Origin of the sequence: Allobosea sp. (genome assembly GCF_051860145.1) — a bacterium.
GTDB lineage: Bacteria > Pseudomonadota > Alphaproteobacteria > Rhizobiales > Beijerinckiaceae > Allobosea.
Map to the genome: position 1 here is coordinate 210,388 of NZ_JBHYEM010000001.1, position 19,707 is coordinate 230,094.

20 protein-coding genes are annotated in these 19,707 nt (G+C 66.8%); 8 read left to right on the plus strand and 12 right to left on the minus strand.

The window, feature by feature from the left end; translation table 11 throughout:
• Positions 1-9: 9 nt before the first annotated feature.
• The 5 genes from pstB to ACTIF2_RS01045 form a co-directional block, all read right to left on the minus strand.
• The gene (gene pstB, locus ACTIF2_RS01025; RefSeq protein WP_439495151.1) at positions 10-810 is read right to left on the minus strand and encodes a phosphate ABC transporter ATP-binding protein PstB; all 801 of its coding nucleotides are present in this window, start codon (positions 808-810) and stop codon (positions 10-12) included.
• 41 nt (positions 811-851) lie between these two features.
• On the minus strand, positions 852-1,736 hold the full coding sequence (gene pstA, locus ACTIF2_RS01030) for a phosphate ABC transporter permease PstA (RefSeq protein WP_439495595.1): 885 nt from the start codon (positions 1,734-1,736) through the stop codon (positions 852-854).
• Between the two features lie 19 nt (positions 1,737-1,755).
• On the minus strand, positions 1,756-2,727 hold the full coding sequence (pstC, locus tag ACTIF2_RS01035) for a phosphate ABC transporter permease subunit PstC (RefSeq protein ID WP_439495152.1): 972 nt from the start codon (positions 2,725-2,727) through the stop codon (positions 1,756-1,758).
• A 97-nt stretch (positions 2,728-2,824) separates the two neighbouring features.
• Complete coding sequence (gene pstS / locus ACTIF2_RS01040; protein WP_439495153.1) at positions 2,825-3,850, minus strand: phosphate ABC transporter substrate-binding protein PstS; 1,026 nt, start codon at positions 3,848-3,850, stop codon at positions 2,825-2,827.
• 98 nt (positions 3,851-3,948) lie between these two features.
• On the minus strand, positions 3,949-4,995 hold the full coding sequence (locus ACTIF2_RS01045; protein ID WP_439495154.1) for an ATP-binding protein: 1,047 nt from the start codon (positions 4,993-4,995) through the stop codon (positions 3,949-3,951).
• 144 nt (positions 4,996-5,139) lie between these two features.
• On the opposite strand from ACTIF2_RS01045, the gene ppk2 reads away from it, so the two are divergent.
• The 3 genes from ppk2 to ACTIF2_RS01060 all read left to right on the plus strand — a co-directional run bounded on the left by ppk2 (position 5,140) and on the right by ACTIF2_RS01060 (position 8,160).
• A complete protein-coding gene (ppk2, locus tag ACTIF2_RS01050; protein WP_439495155.1) occupies positions 5,140-6,090 on the plus strand; it encodes a polyphosphate kinase 2 in 951 nt (316 codons plus the stop codon).
• A 218-nt stretch (positions 6,091-6,308) separates the two neighbouring features.
• On the plus strand, positions 6,309-7,433 hold the full coding sequence (locus ACTIF2_RS01055; RefSeq protein WP_439495156.1) for a calcium-binding protein: 1,125 nt from the start codon (positions 6,309-6,311) through the stop codon (positions 7,431-7,433).
• Between the two features lie 52 nt (positions 7,434-7,485).
• Positions 7,486-8,160, plus strand: a complete 675-nt coding sequence (locus tag ACTIF2_RS01060) for an FkbM family methyltransferase (protein ID WP_439495157.1) — start codon at positions 7,486-7,488, stop codon at positions 8,158-8,160.
• A gap of 14 nt (positions 8,161-8,174) precedes the next feature.
• Here the strand turns inward: ACTIF2_RS01060 and ACTIF2_RS01065 are convergent, their stop codons facing one another.
• The 4 genes from ACTIF2_RS01065 to ACTIF2_RS01080 form a co-directional block, all read right to left on the minus strand.
• Positions 8,175-9,122, minus strand: coding sequence for a lysylphosphatidylglycerol synthase domain-containing protein (locus ACTIF2_RS01065; RefSeq protein WP_439495158.1), 948 nt, complete (start codon positions 9,120-9,122; stop codon positions 8,175-8,177).
• Positions 9,123-9,318: 196 nt separating this feature from the next.
• Positions 9,319-10,848 (minus strand): ABC-F family ATP-binding cassette domain-containing protein, encoded by a 1,530-nt coding sequence (locus ACTIF2_RS01070; protein WP_439495159.1) that lies wholly within the window; start codon positions 10,846-10,848, stop codon positions 9,319-9,321.
• Positions 10,849-11,197: 349 nt separating this feature from the next.
• A complete protein-coding gene (locus tag ACTIF2_RS01075) occupies positions 11,198-11,761 on the minus strand; it encodes a hypothetical protein (RefSeq protein ID WP_439495160.1) in 564 nt (187 codons plus the stop codon).
• 76 nt (positions 11,762-11,837) lie between these two features.
• Positions 11,838-13,628 (minus strand): ABC transporter ATP-binding protein/permease, encoded by a 1,791-nt coding sequence (locus ACTIF2_RS01080; protein WP_439495161.1) that lies wholly within the window; start codon positions 13,626-13,628, stop codon positions 11,838-11,840.
• 245 nt (positions 13,629-13,873) lie between these two features.
• Here ACTIF2_RS01080 and ACTIF2_RS01085 point away from each other — a divergent pair, with 245 nt between their 5' ends.
• From ACTIF2_RS01085 to ACTIF2_RS01095, 3 genes are read left to right on the plus strand one after another with little or no spacing between them, the layout of a single operon-like run.
• A complete protein-coding gene (locus ACTIF2_RS01085) occupies positions 13,874-14,158 on the plus strand; it encodes a hypothetical protein (protein ID WP_439495162.1) in 285 nt (94 codons plus the stop codon).
• On the plus strand, positions 14,121-14,465 hold the full coding sequence (locus tag ACTIF2_RS01090; protein ID WP_439495163.1) for a hypothetical protein: 345 nt from the start codon (positions 14,121-14,123) through the stop codon (positions 14,463-14,465). The genes ACTIF2_RS01085 and ACTIF2_RS01090 overlap by 38 nt, the downstream gene beginning before the upstream one ends.
• Positions 14,466-14,492: 27 nt before the next feature.
• Positions 14,493-15,116 (plus strand): nitroreductase family protein, encoded by a 624-nt coding sequence (locus ACTIF2_RS01095; RefSeq protein WP_439495164.1) that lies wholly within the window; start codon positions 14,493-14,495, stop codon positions 15,114-15,116.
• 14 nt (positions 15,117-15,130) lie between these two features.
• On the opposite strand, the gene ACTIF2_RS01100 is transcribed toward ACTIF2_RS01095, so the two are convergent.
• A complete protein-coding gene (locus ACTIF2_RS01100; protein ID WP_439495165.1) occupies positions 15,131-16,315 on the minus strand; it encodes an MFS transporter in 1,185 nt (394 codons plus the stop codon).
• 80 nt (positions 16,316-16,395) lie between these two features.
• On the opposite strand from ACTIF2_RS01100, the gene ACTIF2_RS01105 reads away from it, so the two are divergent.
• Positions 16,396-17,139: an AraC family transcriptional regulator gene (locus tag ACTIF2_RS01105; protein WP_439495166.1), complete on the plus strand. Its 744-nt coding sequence runs from the start codon at positions 16,396-16,398 to the stop codon at positions 17,137-17,139.
• Between the two features lie 200 nt (positions 17,140-17,339).
• Entirely contained in the window at positions 17,340-17,648 is a 309-nt protein-coding gene (locus tag ACTIF2_RS01110) for a hypothetical protein (protein ID WP_439495167.1), read from the plus strand.
• Positions 17,649-17,683: 35 nt separating this feature from the next.
• Here ACTIF2_RS01110 and ACTIF2_RS01115 read toward each other — a convergent pair whose 3' ends face one another.
• Positions 17,684-18,841 (minus strand): glycosyltransferase, encoded by a 1,158-nt coding sequence (locus ACTIF2_RS01115; RefSeq protein ID WP_439495168.1) that lies wholly within the window; start codon positions 18,839-18,841, stop codon positions 17,684-17,686.
• 29 nt (positions 18,842-18,870) lie between these two features.
• Entirely contained in the window at positions 18,871-19,356 is a 486-nt protein-coding gene (locus ACTIF2_RS01120) for a MarR family transcriptional regulator (protein WP_439495169.1), read from the minus strand.
• Positions 19,357-19,707: the final 351 nt, after the last annotated feature.

A 19,707-nucleotide genomic window follows, 5' to 3' on the forward strand; every position in this document is an offset into this window, starting at 1 on the left:
CCGTCAGGCTCAGCCGAAGCGGCCGGTGACGTAGTCCTGGGTCTGCTTCTTGTGCGGGTTCATGAAGATGGTGTTGGTGGCGTCGAACTCGATCACCTCGCCGAGATACATGAAGGCGGTGTACTGCGAGATGCGCGCCGCCTGCTGCATGTTGTGGGTGACAATGACGATGGTGAAATCGCTCTTGAGCTGCTCGAGCAGGTCCTCAATCTTGCCGGTCGAGATCGGGTCGAGCGCCGAGGTCGGCTCGTCGAACAGGATCACCTCGGGCTTCTGCGCGATGGTGCGGGCGATGCAGAGGCGCTGCTGCTGGCCGCCCGACAGGCCCATGCCGGAACTCTTCAGCTTGTCCTTGACCTCGTCCCACAGGGCCGAGCGGCGCAGGGCGCCCTCGACGCGGTCGTCGAGCTCGGATTTCGGCGGCTTCTCGTAGAGCCGGATGCCGAAGGCGACATTGTCGTAGATCGACATCGGGAAAGGCGTCGGCTTCTGGAAGACCATGCCGATGCGCGAGCGCAGCTCGTTGACGTCGACCTGGTTCGAGATGACGTTGCGGCCGTCGAGCATGACCTCGCCGGTGGCGCGCTGCTCGGGATAGAGCGAATAGATGCGGTTGAAGATGCGCAGCAGGGTCGACTTGCCGCAGCCCGACGGGCCGATCAGCGCGGTGACGTGCCGATCGCGGAAATCGAGATTGATGTTCTTCAGCGCCTTGTGCTCGCCGTAGTAGAAATCGAGGTTCTTGACCGCGATCCGGACGGGCGCCTCGGCATCGAGCGATTGCGGGCTCAGTTCCAGCGTCGAAAGCATCGACTTCATCCTTCAGATCGAACGCGACGAGGGTTGGCCGCTCATTTGCCGCCGCGCACGATGCGGCGGGCGATGAGCGACAATAGCAGGATCGAGACGGTGATGATCAGCGAACCGGCCCAGGCGAGCTGCTGCCAGTTCTCGTAAGGGGCGGAGGCGAACTGGTAGATCGTCACGGGCAGGTTGGAGACGCCGCCCGAAAGATTGGGCGAGAACCAGAAATTGTTGTTCAGCGCGGTGAAGATCAGCGGCGCGGTCTCGCCGGCGATGCGGGCCAGCGCCAGCAGGATGCCGGTGACCATGCCTGATTTCGCGGCCCGCCAGGTGACGCTGGTGATGACCACGGAGGGCGGCGCGCCGAGCGCCGAGCCGGCCTCGCGCAGCGAGCCGGGGACGAGGCGCAGCATGTCCTCGGTGGTGCGCACGATGACCGGGATCGCGATGATGCCGAGCGCGACGCCGCCGGCCCAGCCGGAATAGCCGCGGAAGGGCTCGACCAGGATGACGTAGACGAAGAGGCCGATCAGAATCGAGGGCGCCGAGAGCAGGATGTCGTTGATGAAGCGGATCAGGTCGGCGAGCTTCGAGCCCTTGCCGTATTCGGCGAGATAGGTGCCGGCGAGCACGCCGATCGGCGTCGCCACGGCGATGCCGAGGAAGGTCAGCACCACCGAGCCGACGATGGCGTTGGCGAGGCCGCCGCCCTCGCTGCCGGGGCCGGGCGTGATGTGGGTGAAGGTGGCGAGCGAAAGCCCGCCGACGCCCTTCACGATCAGCATGCCGAGGATCCAGAACAGCACGAGGATGGCGAGGAAGGTGAAGCCGGTGGCGATGACCCTCATCGCCTTGTCGGCGGTGCGGCGCGACTGGCGGACGCGGCCCCAGGGCGCGTGGGGCAGCGGGCGGGGGGTCGGGGTTGTCGTCATGCTCATGGTCGGGACCCGCTCAGTAAGCCTTGACGCGCGACACAAGGATGCGCGCGATGACGAGGACGACGAAGGTGACGAAGAAGAGGATGCAGCCGAGCGCGATCAGCGCGTTGAGCTGCAGGCCGAGCGCCTCGTTGAACTCGTTGGCGATGCGCGAGGCGATGGTCGAGCCCGGGTCCATGATCGAGGCCGAGAGCCGGTTGGCGTTGCCGACGACGAAGGTCACGGCCATGGTCTCGCCGAGCGCGCGGCCGAGCCCCAGCATGATCGCGCCGATGATCGAGACGCCGGCCTGCGGCACCAGGACATGGCGAACCACCTCCCAGGTGGTGGCGCCGATGCCGTAGGCGCTCTCGCGCAGCACCGAGGGGATCTGCTCGAGCATGTCGCGCGTGATCGAGGCGATGAAGGGGATGATCATGAAGGCGAGGATGATGCCCGCCGTCAGGATGCCGAGCCCCGAGGGCGAGCGCGAATACAGCACGGTGCCGACGAGCGGGATGCCCTCGACGATGTTCGAGACCGGGATCTGCACATAGGCCGCGAAGAGCGGCACGAAGACGAAAAGCCCCCACATGCCGTAGATGATCGAGGGTACGGCGGCGAGCAGCTCGATGGCGGTCGAGACCGGGCGCTTGAACCAGGCCGGCGCGAGCTGGGTGAGATAGACGGCGATGCCGAGCGAGAGCGGCACGCCGATGACGAGCGCGATCAGCGCGGTCGACAAGGTGCCGACGATCGCCGGCCAGGCGCCGTATTGCTCGTTCTGGGTGTCCCAGACGCTGGAGGTGATGAAGCCGAAGCCGAATTCGCGGAAGGCGGGCCAGCCGCCAATGACCATCGACAGCATGATGCCGGCGAGCAGCACCAGCACGAAGAGCGCGGCCAGCAGGCTGGCATTGCGGAAGACGAGATCGAAAGTGCCTTTTGGAGTGCGGCGAATGGCGGGCGCGCCGGGCGCGGCCATCTGATCTGTCACGGCAGCCATCCGTGGTTACTCCGGTCGCAGAAGAAGCACGAGGAAATCAGGGTCTCAGGCAGAATGGCGAGGCGGGAACAAGCTCCCGCCTCGCTTTGGTCGGCAATCAGAAGATCGGCTTGCCGGCCGGGTCGGTGACGCCCTTCCAGGCGGCGCGGACCTCGTCCTTGACCTTGGCCGGCAGCGGCACGTAGTCGAGATCGAGGGCGAGCTTGTCGCCGTTCTTGAAGGCCCAGTCGACGAACTTGAGCGCGGACTGCACCTCTTCCGGCTTCTCGGGCTTGGCGTGCACGAGCAGGAAGGTGGCGGAGGTGATCGGCCAGGCGTTGGCGCCCTTCTGGTTGTTCAGCGAGATGCCGAAGCCGGGGGCTTCCTGCCAGTTGGCATTGGCGGCGGCGGCCTGGAAGGCCTTGTCGTCCGGCGCCGGGAACTGGCCGTCGGCGTTCTGGACCAGGGCATGGGCCAGCTTGTTCTGCTTGGCATAGGCGTATTCGACATAGCCGATCGAGTTGGCGACCTGCTTGACCGAGGCCGAGACGCCCTCGTTGCCCTTGCCGCCGATGCCGACAGCCCATTGCACCGAGGTGTTGGTGCCGACCTTCGACTTCCAGTCGGCCGAGACCTTGGAGAGGTAGTCGGTGAAGACGAAGGTCGTGCCCGAGCCGTCCGAACGATAGACCGGGTTGATATTGGCATCCGGCAGGGTCACGCCGGCATTCAGCGCGACGATCTTGGGATCGTTCCACTTCTTGACGGTGCCGAGATAGATCTCGGCGAGGATCGGGCCGGTGAGCTTGAGCTTGCCCGCCTCGACGCCGGCGACGTTGATCGCCGGGACGACGCCGCCCATGACGGTCGGGAACTGGATGAGGCCGTCCTTGGTCAGGTCCTCGCCCTTGAGGGGCGCGTCGGTCGCGCCGAAGGCGACGGTCTTCGCCTTGATCTGGCGGATGCCACCGCCCGAGCCGATCGACTGGTAGTTGAGACCGATATTGGTCTCCTTCTTATAGGCCTCGGCCCATTTCGAATAGATCGGGAAGGGGAAGGTCGCGCCCGCGCCGGTGATATCGGCGGCCTGAGCAGCGCCGGCCAAGCCGATCGTCGCAGCCGCGAGAATGAGAATTTTGCGCATTGAGGAGTCCTCGTCTGGGTCGCAGTCTTTGGCAGGCCCGCTAGAACACCCTGCATATGACAGACAGATGACAGACCGTCACGTTAGCCGCCGCTGCGTCAACTCGTCCCCAGACGCGGCAGGATCGCCCTGAAGGTCGCGCCCTCGCCCTGAGCGCTCTCGATCGTCAGCCGGCCGCGATGGCGCAGCACGATATGCTTGACGATGGCGAGGCCTAAGCCCGTGCCGCCGGCCTCGCGGCTGGCGGCCGTGTCGACCCGGTAGAAGCGCTCGGTCAGGCGCGGCAGATGCTCGGGCGCGATGCCCGGCCCGTCGTCGCGGACGCTGACGCTGGCCTCGCTCGCGCCATCGGCGACCTCGATCATGACCTCGCCGCCCTCGCGGCCGTATTTGATCGCGTTCTCGACGAGGTTCTCCATCAGCCGCAGCAATTCGTCGCGATCGCCCGCGACCCTGACCGGCTGCTCCGGCATCACCAGCCGGAGCGTGACCTTGCGCTCGCGCGCCATCAAGGTCAGCGAGTCGACGATCTCGCGCGAGATGCCGGCAAGGTCGACGGGGGTTTCCGGCGCAAGATGCGCGCGCAGCTCGATGCGCGAGAGCGAGAGCAGGTCATCGACGAGGCGGGCCATGCGCAGGCCCTGCTCGCGCATGATCGTCAGGAAGCGGTCGCGCGCGCCGGCATCATTGCGGGCCGGGCCTTGCAGGGTCTCGACGAAGCCGAGCAGCGAGGCGAGCGGCGTGCGCAGCTCGTGGCTGGCATTGGCGACGAAATCGACGCGCATGCGCTCGGTGACGCGCAATTCGCTGAGATCCTCGAAAGTCAGCAGCACCGGGCTGCGCCAGCCCGTGCCCTTGAGCGCGGCGATATGGATGCGAAAGGTGCGCTCGACGGGGACGCGCTCGATCAGCTCGATGACGCGGCGCCCGCCCTGGCGCGCGGCCTGCTCGATCGCGTCGATCAGATCGGGGTCGCGCAGCACGAGCGTCAGCGGCTGGCCGCGCTCGAGCGCGGGAATGAGCGCCCGCATGGCCGGGCTCAGCGCCTGCGCCACGCCCTGCGCGTCGAGCAGGACGACCGCAGCGCCGAGCGCCTCCACCAGCGCTGCGGTGACCGGGGCTTGAGGATCGACGAGATCGGCCATGCAAACAGGCTCCGCGGGTGGCGCTGGCGCCCTCATAGGGCGCGGCAGGCGCGCTGCCAATCGCGCGCGCCGACACGCAGGTCGATTCCGGCCGTTCCTTTCAGCGGGACCGCAGGCTAGCTTGCGTCAGCACAGGAGACTGGGATGGCGAAGGCAGCGTCCGGAAACAAGGCGAGGCGGGCGATTCCGCCGGCGGCGAAGACCAAGCGCGCGAAGGCGCCAACGACCGCGAAACGGAGCGCAAAGGCAGCGGCCGGCTTCGATATCGAGGCCAAGGAGCTGTCGAAGGCGATCGCCGAGGCGGCCTTCCGCAGCGGCGACTATCCTTACGACAAGCGCATGAAGCGCAAGCACTACGAGCGCGAGCTCGAGCCGCTGCAGATCGAGCTCCTGAAGCTGCTGAGCTGGGCGCGCGAGCATGGCGAGCGCATCGTCCTGGTCTTCGAGGGGCGTGACGGCGCCGGCAAGGGCGGCACGATCGCCCGCTTCACCCAGCATCTCAATCCGCGCCAGGCACGGGTCGTGGCGCTGTCGAAGCCCTCCGACACCGAGAAGGGGCAATGGTATTTCCAGCGCTATGCGGCGCAGATGCCGACGGCCGGCGAGATCGTGTTCTTCGACCGCTCCTGGTACAACCGCGCCGGCGTCGAGCGAGCCATGGAGTTCTGCAGCGTCGAGGAGACCGACGCCTTCCTGCGCGAGGCGCCCGCCTTCGAGGGCATGCTGGTGCGCGACGGCGTGCGGCTGATCAAGCTCTTCCTGACCATCGGCCGCGAGATGCAGATGAGCCGGCTGCATGCGCGCTGGCACGACCCGCTGAAGCGCTGGAAGCTCTCGCCGATCGATTTCGAGGCGATCCCGCGCTTCGATGCCTATTCGCGCGCCTTCGAGCAGATGCTGGCGCGCTCCTCGACCGAATGGGCGCCCTGGACCGTGATCCGCGCCAACGACAAGTTCCGCGCCCGGCTCAACACCATCCGCCACGTCCTCCACGCCGTTCCCTACAAGGACAAGGACGAGAAGGCGATCGGCCTGACCGACACCGGCATCGTGCTCGCCGCCGCGGATTACCTGAACGACGGCGGCGAGAGCTGATCGCGTAGCGGCGCCCTCTCCGGCCGGCGCCGCTCCCTTCGCCGGCCATCCCTCGGCGACCACCGAAACCAGCACCTCCATCCTCCAAATGAAGGACGGCGGGAGCCGGCGACTGTGGCTAGATCGCCGCGGCGACGTCGCTGAGCGGGCATTCGCCCGCCGGGGAACCGTCTCGACGATCAAGGGCACGGGCTGCCCAAGAATGAGGGGACATTGTCATGGCCACTTACATGGGAACGACGGGCAACGACACGGTGACGACAGGGTACGACTATCTTTACGGCGGCGACGGCAACGACACATTGGCGTCGAACATCGGCGGGCTCGACGTCGTCGAAGGTGGGCGGGGAAGCGATTATATATTCATAAATAACGACAATGGGTATGGAAACCTCTATGGCGGCGACGGTAACGATCTGGCGTTCGGCGATCGCCTATCCGACAATATCTATGGCGGCGAAGGCAGTGACCTCCTGGCGGGAGGCCAATTTCTCTTCCCTCCGGCTGGCGGCCAGCCTACTGCGAACGAAATCTCCGGAAACGATTACTTTGAAGGCGGAGATGGCACTGATGCCATCTACGGCTTCGACGGCAACGATGTCATCTATGGCGGCGACAGCAGCGACACGAACGTCGTCATCACCGTCGCACATTTCTACGGCGAAACGCGCACCTATCTCGCCGGCCTCTATGGCGGCGCCGGCGACGACTATATCGATGGCGGCCGCGGCAACGACTTGCTCGATGGCGGCGACGACAACGACACGCTGATCGGCGGCGAAGGCAATGACACACTGCGCGGTGGCGCCGGCAACGACCTGATCTGGGCCGATCAGGGCACCGACGTGGCCTATAGCGGCAGCGGCAACGACACGATCTATTCCGGCCTGGGCAACGCGATCAGCGCGCTCGGCGAGGCCGGCAACGACACGATCGCGACCGGCAACGGCAACGACTATATCGATGGCGGGGCCGACAACGACACCATTTTCTCGGGCGGCGGCAACGACACCGTGCTTGGCGGCAACGGCTCGGATGCGCTCGGCGGCTATATCGGCAACGACACGTTCTACGGCGACTACAATGTCGGCGGGCTGGATTACTTCAACCTGAGCTTCGATGTCAGGGCGGGAGACGCCGACTATATCGCCGATTTCAAGGCCGGCGGGGTGCAGGACTATATCATCCTGCCGACAGCCTATAGCGGCTCGGTCTATCTGACCCAGTATGGCACCGACGTGATCGGCTATATCGCTCAGGGCTCGGGCTATTACTCGTTCCAGGTCCACGGTTATGCTGCGCTGACCGTAGCGGAGGTCCAGGCGGCACTGTTCTTCGCCTGAGGCAAAGTCGGCGGGCCGCGGCTCTTTCCGAAGCGGGATAGGGATCAATTGCATGAGTTATGGTGACATGGACGCTCAGGTCGGGCGCGCCATCAGGGCTTTGGGCTACAATTTTCCGGTCGTCTACGATGTCGGCGGCTCCAACGGGGCCTGGGTCAACATCATGTCGAAAGTGCTGCCGGAGTCCCGCTTCGAGGTCTTCGAGCCGCTTGCCGAGATCAATCCGAGCTATCGCGAGATCCTGGGATACCTGAAGGGCATCCACCAGGACGCCCATCTTCATCCCATCGCCATCGGCGAGAAGGACGGCTCGATCAAGATCAACATCTATGACGACCCCGTCGCCAGCACGACCCTGGCGATTGCGGGAGCCGACCATATCAAGCCCGTAAAGGTCCCCGTCCGCTCGATCGACTCGATCGTCGCCTCGCGGATGTGCGCGGCGCCGGACCTGCTCAAGATCGACATCCAGGGCGGCGAACTGGCTGCGCTGAAAGGCGCAAGGCAGACGCTCCCGGGTGTGAAGTTCCTGATGCTCGAGACCTGGCTTCAGCGGAGCTATGGCAGCAACACGCCCCTGCTCCACGAGCTGATCAGCTTCCTGTCGCCGCTCGGCTTCGTGCCCTACGAGTTCGGCGACGTCTTCCGCAACGACAAGGCCGAGGCCGTCGCGATCGACGTCTGGTTCATCAACCGGGCCAAGGCGCATGAACCCGCGATGTTCTGAGGGGCCGGCTGGCCCTAGACGTCGTGCCGTTTGATCCGGCGGATCATCTCGTTCAGCGCCAGCAGGACGAGCGCCAGGATGAAGGGCAGCAGGTAGTAGATGATGCGGAAGAGCAGCAGCGCGCCGAGCACGTGCTCGTAGGGCAGGCGATTCAGCGCGACCAGCATCGTCGCCTCGAAGACGCCGAGCCCGCCCGGCGTATGGCTGGCGATGCCGATCAGGCAGGCGAAGACATAGACGGCGAGGAAGGTCGGGTACTCGATATTGTGCCCGCCCGGCAGCAGCACGAACAGCACCGCGGCCGCGGCCGCGACCTCGCAGGCGCCGAGGAACATCTGGCCCAGCGTGATGCCGAGGCCGGGCAGCGGCAGGTTCCAGCCGCGGACCCGGAAGGTGCGCTCGCCGGTCGAGACCCAGACGAGATAGCCGAGAATGGCGAGCGCCGCGACGGCGCCGACGACCTGGACGACCCAGGGCGCCGTGCGCGCCAGCATGGCGACCGATTCGGAGGCATAAAGCAGGCAGGCGCACAGGATGGCGCCGAGGCCGAGCCAGAAGGTCAGGCCGGCGATCACGGTCAGGCTCGCCACCTCCGAGGCGCGCACGCCCTTGGCCGAATAGATCCAGTAGCGCACCGTGCCGCCGGTCACGAGCGGAAAGCCGAGCGTGAAGGAGACCGAATAGCTGGTGAAGGAGGCGAGCGCGGTGGTCCGGTACGGAATCGTCAGCCCGAGCCGCCGCAGCGCCAGCTTGTCATAGCCGGTGAGCAGCAAATAACTCAGCGCCGTGAAAGCGAGCGCGAGCCCGATCTGGCGGCGGCTGGCATCGGCGAAGGCGCCGGCGACCTGGCCCGGCTCCATCTCCCGGATGATGATCCAGAGCACGGCCAGCGAGGCGCAGAAGATGGTGATGCTGGCCAGCGGACCCAGCCACCACCAGCGGCTGCGCCGTCGCAAGGGCATTCCTGGCTCATGCGGGCCGAACGACATGCTCTCTCATGGTCGGTTGCGCGCGGGGCCGGATCACAGCTCGCGCCGATTGCGGGCGGGAGGGCGCCAGGCGCCCGCCCCGACAGATAGCGGCTCGGCTGCGATCCACAAGCCGGGAGAGCGCGCTGAATGCGCGCCATGAGGCTGGCGCAGGGCGTGGGGTTCGCGGTCACGGTTCCCCGCCGCCAGTGGCGGAGAAGAACGCCTCCGGGCTCTCGATCTCGGTCAGGCGCCGGTTCTCGATCAGCCAGAAACGGTTGCCGACCGCCCTGACGAAGCTGCGGTCATGCGAGACCAGAAGGCAGCTCGCCTCGCGCGCCATCAACTCGGCCTCGAGCGCCTCCTGGCCCTCGATGTCGAGATGGTTGGTCGGTTCGTCGAGCAGGTAGAAATTCGGTTCGGCCAGGCGCAGCGCCAGCATGGCGAGGCGCGCCTTCTGGCCGCCGGAGAGCGCACTGAGGCGGCGCTCCTGCATGTCGACGGCGACGCCGGCGCCGGCCAGCAGGCTGCGCGCCGGCTGGTCGCCGATATCGAAGCGGCGCGTGATCACGCCATGCGGCGTGTCGCCCTCGGCGAATTCGGACAGGCTCTGGCTGCCATAGCCGAGCACCAGCGAGGGCGTGACCCTGATCGCCGCGGCCGCGGCCTCGGGGTTCGCGACCGCGGCGCGGATGAGCTCGACCAGGCGCGACTTGCCGGCGCCATTGCTGCCGAGCAGCACGATGCGGTCGCCCTGGCTGATCCAGCGCTTGCCGGTCCGGAACAGCGGCGTCCCGTCGGGCGTTTCCACCGTCAGATCGTCGAGCGTGATCAGCACCTTGGCGTGGGTGCCGCGATTGGCGAGCCGGATCGCTCCGGCGGAGCGCTCGTGATGGCCGGGCCGCGCGGCATCCTCCAGACGTTCGGCCCGCTGCTTGAGCTGCTTGGTCTTCACGACCAAAAGGTCGCTGCCGGAATTGACCCCGATATTGTTGAGCTTGGCCGCCTGCCGGCGCAGAAGCTGCGCCGCCTTGACGTCGCGCTGGTAGCGGCGCTCGTCGGAGGCGTCGGCCTCGTCCAACGCGGCGCGCGCCCGCGTGTAGGGCAGCGCGAAGAGCTGGGAGTTCTCGGGCCGCAGGAACAGCGTGCGGTTGGTCGCGGCGTCGAGGAAGGCGCGGTCATGGCTCGAGATCACCACGGGGACGTCGCGCGGCAGGCCGTTCAGCCAGTCTTCGAGCTGGCGGATGCGGGCGAGATCGAGATGGTTCGTCGGCTCGTCGAGCAGCAGCATGTCGGGATCGGTGACCCAGGCGGCCGCCAGCAGGGCGAAGCGCTGCCAGCCGCCGCTCAATTGCGACAACGGCCGCCGGCGCAACGCCACCGGGATTTCCAGCGATTCCAGCGCGACATCGACGCGCCAGGCCTCCGTCTCGGCCTGCTCGCGCGGCAGGGCGCGAAGGACGAGATCGTAGAAGGGCAAGGCGAGCAGCGCGGCCGGGATGTCCTGCTCGACATGGCCGACGCGCAGACCGCGCGAGCGCGTGATCTCGCCCGTGCTCGGCTCGAGCGAGCCGGCGAGGCAGCGCAGCAGCGTCGACTTGCCCCGGCCATTGGCGGCGACGAGACCGAGGCGGTCACCCGCGCCGATCGTCAGGTTGAGATTGGCGAACAGCGGCGCACCAAGCGTGACGCCGAGCTTACGAGCGTTGATCAAAGCCATTGTCGTTCTCTGGACTGCCCGAGCCTCAGCCGCCTTCCGGACAAGCGCTTCGCGGCCTGCGGGATGCGGATGCCTTTTTGCGGCGTCAGCTCGATGGATTGGGCGGTGGGTCGTGCGCCGGAGCCTTGACGCTCAGCGCCGCGCCACCACGAAGGGCAGACCGGAAAGAGAACCTGTGAGGGATCGTCTCGGGGTCAGCCCTGCAAGCTTGCTTGCAGGGCCTGAACGGGGCCGCGCTGACGATGGTGACGAAAGAACGTGATCACGCAGCCCCCCTTTCTCGAACGAGTTGCGGGACCAGCCCTAACATGCGGCCGGCCCATTTTGAAGCGGGTTCCGAGCTGGCCCATCAGCCCGTTTTGCGGAAGACGCGCAGGGTCTTGAAGCCCTCGACCTCCTCGACCGGCCGCGAGCTCGCCCATTCGGCAATGACCGGCTCGGCAGCGGCATAGGCGAAGGAGCCGGTATAGAACAGGATATGGCCGCCGATATCGGTCTGATCGGTGAAAAGCTGCATCACCTGAAGATCGGTGAGCGCGCCATAGGCGTCGTTCTTCTCGCTGCGGAACTCGCAGGAATGGAACAGGGTGACGATGTCGAAGCGCGGCAGCAGCTTTGCGTTGCTGGTGTAGATGTCACCGAAATAGGCGCAGTAGCTCTTGGTGATCGCCGGGTTGTCGATCGCCAGCTTGACGAAGGCATCATATTCCTTGGGCGAGGCGGTGATGCCGAGCACGGTGCAGTCGAGCTCCGGCTCGGCGCAGCGGATGCCGATATAATGGTGCCCGCCCGTGCCGAAATGGTAGATGCGCTTGCCGGTGAGGCCCTGCTCCTCGAGCCATTCGACGAAATGCACGTCGCAGGGGCATTGCTCGACCCGCAGGCCCCAATAGACGTCCCAGATGTTCAGCATGCGATCAGCTCCGTAATGAAATGACCGGCCAGAAGGCCGTGGAGAGTGTCAGCCCTCATCCTGAGGACCTGCGAGATCATGGCGCGGCCGGTTCGGCGCGGACCGGCCGCGGATTGTCATGGCCCGCCATGCGCGCGACGCCGCCAGCCCGCTTCATCACGAGATGGTGGCTGGCGGCCTCGGCGAAACCGGGGCTCTGGCCCATCAGCAGGATGATCGCGTCCGGCCGCGCGGCGCGCAGTTCGGCGATGAGTGCGAGCGCCGAGTCGATCTCGAGCGCGCTCGTAGATTCGTCGAGCAGCAGCATGTCGGGCGCTTCGAGCTCGGCGCGGGCGAGCGCCAGGCGCTGCCGGTCTCCGGTCGCGAGCAGCTTGCCCCAGTCGCGATGCTCGTCGAGGGAGGACACGAGCGCGGAAAGACCATAGCGGCGCAGGGCATCGGCCAGCGCGTCGCCCGGCAGCATCAGCGCCGTATCGAGAATCGTGCGCAGGCTGCCTTCGCTCAGATGCAGGCTGTGGGGAACGACGGTCACCCGCGCCGCTGCCGGCAACGCAAGCTCGCCGCGGCCCCAGGGCCAGAGCCCGGCAAGCGCCTGGATCAGCGCCGATTTGCCGAGCCCGAGCTCGCCCGAGACATGCATGGTGGCGCCCGGCGGCAAGGAGAAGCCGATGCCGGCGACGAGCGTGCGGCCATCGCGGTCGGTCAAGGTGACGTCGTCCAGGTGCAGCAGGCCATCAGTGCTCGATGTCAGCGTCAGATGGTCGGCGGGCGGGTCGCGCTCAATGCGCTCGAGCGCATCGGCGAGCTCGTTGACCCGTCGCGCCGCCGCCAGCCACTCAGCGATGCGCATGAAGTTGTCGAGCACCCAGTTGAAGGCGTTCTGCACGGCCACAAAAGCGGCCGCGACCTGGACGACGCCGCCGAGCGACATCTCGCCCGAGAGATATTTCGGCGCCGCCAGCAAAAGCGGCACGACCGGCACGAGCGCACCGCTGCCATTGGTGATCCAGGTCAGCCGGCCGCGTTGGCGGATCATGGCGAGCCAGCGCTGGGCCAGGCTGTCATAGGTGCGCGCGACGGCGCGGCGCTCGCCGGCCTCGGCCCGGCCGAGCGCGATCGGCTCGCCATGGTCGCGGATCCGCATCAGGGCGAAGCGCAGCCGGGCCTCGCCCTCGTTGCGGGCGGCAACGAGGCTGGGCAGGCGGCGGCCGACGACGGTGATCAGCAGCGAGACCAGCACGGCGTAGAGGATCGCGGCCAGCACCAGATAGGCCGGGATCGTGAAGGCGCCGACCGCTGCCGGCAGCGTCAGCGCACCGCCGATCTCCCAGAGGATCTCGATGAACATGACGATGGTGATGACGGCCGAGAGCAGGCCGATGGCGAAATCGACCAGCGGCTCGGTCGCCCAGCGCACATCGTCGGCGATGCGGTATTCGGGATTGGCCGGCTCGTCGTTCGACAGGCTCAAGCGAAAGAAGCGCCGATCGCCGACCCAGCTATCGGCGAGCTTGGCGGTGACCCATTGCCGCCAGTGCACCTGCAGCGTCTCGCGCGTCACCAGGATGGCGACGCCGATGCCGGCGACGATCGCGGCGAGCACCGGGAAGACCGCCATGGCGATCAGCGCGCTCTCGCCATCCTTCTTCTCGAGCGCGTCGAAGAACCAGCCGTTCCAGCGGTTGACCGTGACGTTGACGAAGACGCTGACGATGATCGAGGCCGCCAGCGAGAGCGTCCAGAACCAGGCCCGGCCGGCGGTCGGCCCCTGCCAGTACCCCCTGGTGAAGGCGGCAAAGCGCCGCGCGACCTGCCGATCGGTCGGCGGTTGCGCAATTGGACCCGGCCCGTCGACGAGCTTCAGCAAGAACAATGATCCCCCGCACGGCAGGCATCCGCGCCCGGTTTTCCCGTGTGCTGCGTACCCCCTGCCGGCGATGAGCCTGTCGCGGACCCGATGAACCGTGGGTGAATGGAGCGGACCGAGGCGCGGCCAGACGAGGCTCCAGTTTCGAACTATTCCATTTATCTAATAAAAACAGATACTTGCATGGACGTCCCATCGCCCCTATCTCGGGGGCCTCGATCGATTCGGCGGAGCAAGGTTTCGATATGCGCGAGATTTCTGCACCCGATGTCGTCGCGGCGATCGGCCGGGGCGACGAGCTCATCATCCGGGAAACCTTGCGGACCAGAGCGACGCCGCTCGAGCTGCGCCAGGCGCTCGCCTTCGCGAAAGGGCCGGCGAATGCGAGCCCGGCCGCCTATCAGGCGCTGCCGGCACGGATGCAGCGTCTCGTCGACCTGATCACAGTGGCGCTCGAAAGCGCGGCCGGCGATTTCGCGCCGGAGGACCAGCATGGCAACAGGCGGAGGGCTGCTCACCATGCCGCATGAGATCACCACCGACGACGATACCGAGGCTGCCCGCGCCACGCTGCGGCAAGTGGTGATGACGGCCTTCTGCGACATGCTGCACGAGTCGCGGCTCGCGCCGATGACGGTGATGGCGCTCGCCGCCGAGGCGCTCGGATCGATCTATCAGGAGGTGGCCGACGCGCACCGCCATGAGGACGCCTGCCCCTGCGGCTGGCGGCCGAGCCTGGAGCAGGATATCGAGGCCCTCCAGGTCGCGATGGCGCGAATGGCCCAGCCGGCGCCGGTGACCGACCTGCGGCTGGCCCGCGTGGCCGGGCGGGCCTGAGCGCTCGCTCATGAGCAAGGACGAGGAATGACCCAGAGCCAGGCCGCCGCCATCACGGTGCCGAAACCGCAGGACGGCGAGGCGCTGCTGCGCCTGCTGGAGGAGCGCCGGTCCGTCGGCATGACCGCGCTCGCCGAACCGGGACCGGACTCAAGCGAGCTTCGCCGCCTGCTGACGATCGCGGCGCGCGTGCCCGATCATGGCGGGCTCGAACCCTGGCGTTTCGTCGTGATCGCGGGCGAGGCGCGCAAGCGCGCGAGCGAGGCGGCCTGCCGGCTCTACGCCGACGAGAACACGGCGATGGATCCCGAAAAGCGCGCAAAATTCAGCGCGATCGTCGGCCGCTCGCTGACCTATGCCCCGGCGATCGTGCTGGTCGTCAGCCGCAGCGACACCACGGCGCGCATTCCCGCCTGGGAGCAGGAGCTCTCGGCCGGCGCCGTCTGCATGAACCTGCTCCACGCCGCTCAGGCTCTCGGCTATGGCGCAACCTGGCTGACAGGCTGGGTCGCCTACAGCCCCGGCATGCATGCCCTGTTCGGGCTCTCCGAAGCCGAGAAAATCGCCGGGATCGTGCATATCGGCACGGCGCGGGAAGCGCTCGGCGAGCGGAAGCGACCCGATATCGACGCCATCACCACCTACTGGTAGCGCGGCACGGCCGTTTATTCGGCCGCCTGCGCCTCTAGCTCCGGGGCGCGCTCGGCCGGGAAGATCAATCCGCCGACGATCACCATCAGGCCGAGCCCCGCCAGGACCTGGAAGGCGAGCGTGAAGCCGCCCTGCGCGTGCAGCATCGAGACGAGCGCGACAGCGCCGCCAGCCGCCGTGAAGCCGATGAAATAGCGGGCCGCATAGGCGCGCGAACGCCAGCGGTCGCTGGTGTATTTGCCGACCATGGCATCGTTGATCGTGACCTGCCCGAAGAGCGCGATGATGACCAGGACCGAGGCCACCAGCAGCGCCGGCCCGGAGAGGATCGCCGAAAGATAGAGCGCCGGCGCCAGCAGGAAGCAGAGCGGCAGGAAGACGGCGCGCAGGCCGTGCCGGTCGATCAGCCCACCGATCGTGTATTGCGCCAGGGCGCCGAAGACATAGACGCCGGCCGCGATCAGGCCGAGCAGCGCCGGGCTGGTGGTGAGCTCAGTGAGGCGCTCGGCGAAGAGTTTCGGCAGCGCGACCGTGACCGCGTTGAAGGCGGTCGAGCTCGCCAGCACCGTGATGACCAGCGCCGCCAGCACGCGCCACATCGCCTCCTTCGGCACGCGAGAGGCCGCGGTTGCCGCTTTGTGACCCTCGCGGCTCTCGTGGACGACGGCGCGGGCGAAGGCGATGCCGATCGCGATCGAGGCGAGGCCTGGCGCGATGAAGGCGGCGCGCCAGCCGAGATATTGCGCGAGCAGGCCGGTCGCGAGCGCCGAGGAGGCGACGCCGAGATTGCCGAAGACGCCGTTGCGCCCGATCTCGCGGCCGAGACGCGGCGCATAGGCGACGATCATCGCCGTGCCGACGGGGTGGTAGATCGCGGCGAAAGCGCCGACGAGGAAGAGCGTGAATCCGAACTGCAGCGGCGTCGCCGCGAAGCCGACGCAGATCAGCGCCAGGCCGATGCCGATGAAGAAGATCAGCATCATATGGCGGCGGCTCCAGACATCGCCGAGCCAGCCGGTCAGGAGCGAGCCGGCGCCGAAGGCGACGAAGCCCGGCGTCGCATAGGGCAGCAGCTCGCCATAGTCATAGCCGAGCACCGGCGCCATCACGATCAGCGCCGCCGGGAAGACCAGCATCGCGTAGTGATCGATGAAATGGGCGGCGTTGACATAGGCGAGCACGGTCGCGGGGCGGTTCATGGCGATCTCCTCGCCGGCATGGTAATCCGGCGTGATATCGACGTGATGCCAAAATCGATCGCAGAGACGCCATTCCGACGATGCCGGCCCCTTTCAGCACCTTGCGCCGCATCTATCCGCGCGGCACCGCGCTCGGCCTGCACGCCCATCGCGAGGCGCAGCTGATCTTCGCCGTCTCCGGCACGATGCAGGTCAGGACCGAGAGCGGGCGCTGGCTGGTGCCGCCGCAACTCGCCGTCTGGGTGCCACCGCGCCTGTCGCACGCGCTCGACATGGTCGCCGATGTCGAGATGTGGACGCTGTATTTCGAGGCGGCGGCCTGCCGGCGCTGGGCGCCGGCGCAAATGCTCGACCGCGCCTTCGCCCTCCAGGTGACGCCGCTGCTGCGCGCCCTGATCCTGACCCTTTTCGACTGCGAGCCGGCGAGCGAGCGGGCGGAGCTGATCGCGCGGCTCATCCTGCACGAACTCACCGAGACGCCGGATGCGCCGACCTTCCTGCCGCTGCCAGGCGGGGGAGCCGGCCGCCGCGTCGCGGATATCGCGCTCGGTGACCCTGCCATGCGACTCGCCATCGACGAGATCGCAAGGCGGGCGGGAACCTCGGCGCGCTCGATCAGCCGGCTGTTTCCCGACGAGACCGGGCTGACCTACAAGGCTTGGCGCCAGCGGGCCCGAATCGTCGGCGCGATCGACAGGCTTTCGGCAGGGGCCTCGATCGCCCAGGCCGCGCATCACGCCGGTTTTGCCGGAGCGGCCGCCTTCGCCCATGCCTTCCGGCAAGTCACCGGCCAGACACCCAGCGGCTTCCTCAAGCGATTGTGACGCCTCGATCGCCGGCTGCCCGAGCGCATCCCGGCGCATGAGACCTTTTAGCGAGGCTGCGAAAGCACGTCGCACTTTCCTTCCTCAACGGCGTTGCAGTATAGTTCTGCATTCTGCATCCGGGGGTGGGCGCATGCAGTAGTATCAATGTAGGGCAGATCAAGCCCGATATTAGCGGGCAGAGGGAAAGGCCAAGAATCATGAACAGGGGAACGGAGCCGCTCGAGATCTGGGAAATCATTTCGTCGCCCGCAGGTTGTGCCGCGCTGCTATACGCGGCCGAGCGCGGCGATCCGCCACTCGAGCCTTTGGTCAGCCTGATCGAGGAATCTTGGGGGCTCTGGCTCAGCGACGACCCCGACGCGCATCCCAAGCGCATCCACGGCATGGTGGCGCGGCTGATGACGGCCGATGGCTGGCAGGAGGCCGGCTTGCGGCCCATGCGCCGCGGACGCCTTATCACCGAGGCGATGACCTACCAGCGGTCGCACGGAGCGACGATCCAGTAAGGCGCCGGCAGCGCTTCCCGCCGGCGGCGGGGCCTTCAGCCGGCCTCGGCCCAGGCGGTTTCCGCCGCACGCAGATCGTTCTGCGCCGCAAGCCGCTCGATGAAGCCGGTCTGGCGATCGAGGCAGGCCTCCAGCTCGAACTTCGCCAGCACCGTGGCGCGCGCCGCCTCACGCAGGCCGCCCGCCTCGCCACGCCGGGCCAGCGCCCCGGCGATCGTGCCGGCAAGCGCCGCCGCGTCGTGAAAGGGCGCCAGCAGGCCATTGCGGCGATCGGCGATGACATCCTGCACCGGTGGCGTCCGCGAGCCCACGATCAGGCAGCCGCAGGCCATCGCCTCGAGAAGCGACCAGGACAGCACGAAGGGCACGGTCAGATAGACATGCGTCGCCGAGACCTGGAACAGGCGGATCAGCTCGTCATGCGTCAGCCAGGGAATATGGACCATGCGCTCGCCGAGGCCTGCCTCCTGCGCCATGACCTCGCGCCAGAGGCGGCCATCCTCGCGCGGACGGCCATAGCCGACGCCATCGCCACCGACGACGACGAAGAGCGCATCGGGCCGCGCCCGCGCCGCCAGTGCTGCTGCGCGCATGAATTGCGGGTAGCCGCGATAGGGGTCGAGATCGCGCGCGACGAAGGTGACGACCTCGTCGCCGGCCCGCAGCACCCGGCCATCGGGCAATGTGAATTCGGCGGCGGCATTCGGCCGGCACAGCCGCGTATCGATGCCGTCATGGCAAATGGCGATGCGGTCGCGCAGGCTCTGGGGATATTGGCGGTGCTGCCAGCGGGTCGGGGTATAGGCGGCGTCGATCGCCTGCAGGGTCACGAGCTGGGCGGCGTTGCGCATGCGCAGCCGCATCCGGTGCGCCTCGGAGGCATCGTCCGCCGGGTCGAAATCGAAATCGGAATTCTGGCCGTTATAGTAATATTCGCAATAACCTAGAACGGGCGTATCGGGCAGCACGTCCTTGACGAAGAGCAGCCCGCCCCAACCGGTATGGCCGACGATCACGTCCGGCCGCTCGTCCCGGCGCAGGCGCCGCAGGGCGGAGGCCACGGCCTCGCCGGTCATGACATGATACTCCGTCGCGGCGAGGCTGGGGCTCGCCGTCTCGGTCCTGCCGACGGTGTAGGGAATCTGGCTGAGACCAGGACGAGCGGCCTCGACGCGTTCCGTCACGAGGGTCACCTCGGCGCCTTCGCCGAGGAGGCGCCCGATCAGATGAGCGAATTGGCCAGATCCTGAGCGATGAATGAATAGGACGCGCATGACGCGAACAGAACCCCTCCATAGCGCAAGGCATCGCCCCACCAGAGCTCGAGGCGGCGCAAGGTGTCATAGGTGGTCTGCATATCCGGCTCGAGATCGAGATCCTGGCTCAGCCCGAACTGGTTGCTTTCGTCGAGCAGCCGCAGCCGCTCGCAGAGAAGCTGGCCTTTCGGAGACAGCGAAATCCTGGCCAGCCGGCGGTCGCGGGGCGAGGCGCCGCGATCGAGATAGCCGCATTCGACGAGCTGCTTGAGATTATAGGACGCGTTGGAGCCGAGATAATAACCGCGATCGAGCAGGTCGCGGACCGCGATCTCACCGGTGCCGATCGTCAGCAGCACCATCACCTGCGAGGGCGAGATGTCATCGACGCCAAGCCGGGTCAGCTCCAGGCGCAGATAATCGAGGAAGCGCCTGCTGACCCTCTCGATCATGCGGGCAAGGTCGAGCTGGGAGACCAGATTTCTTGAAGCCCCGTTGTCCGAATCGGCCCGCCGTTCCGTCCTGCCATGCTGGCCGTTAAGCGCCGTGCCTAGGAATTGATCGCTGAAATGCGGTTTCGAATGCATTCTCTACTCCGCCTGGTTTCAAAATGGGCACCCCGCCCGCGGATATCCCCTTCTGGAGTCGATTAGCCTACACGCAAAGCACATGCCAGCCGCGATACCTCAAAACTAAGAATGTAGCAATTTTTTGTTACGTATAAACTGTTTCAAAATTCGAAATATCGCGCATTCTGGCCATATTTTACGATTTTATTCCAAGATATTCGACTCTTTATCTGT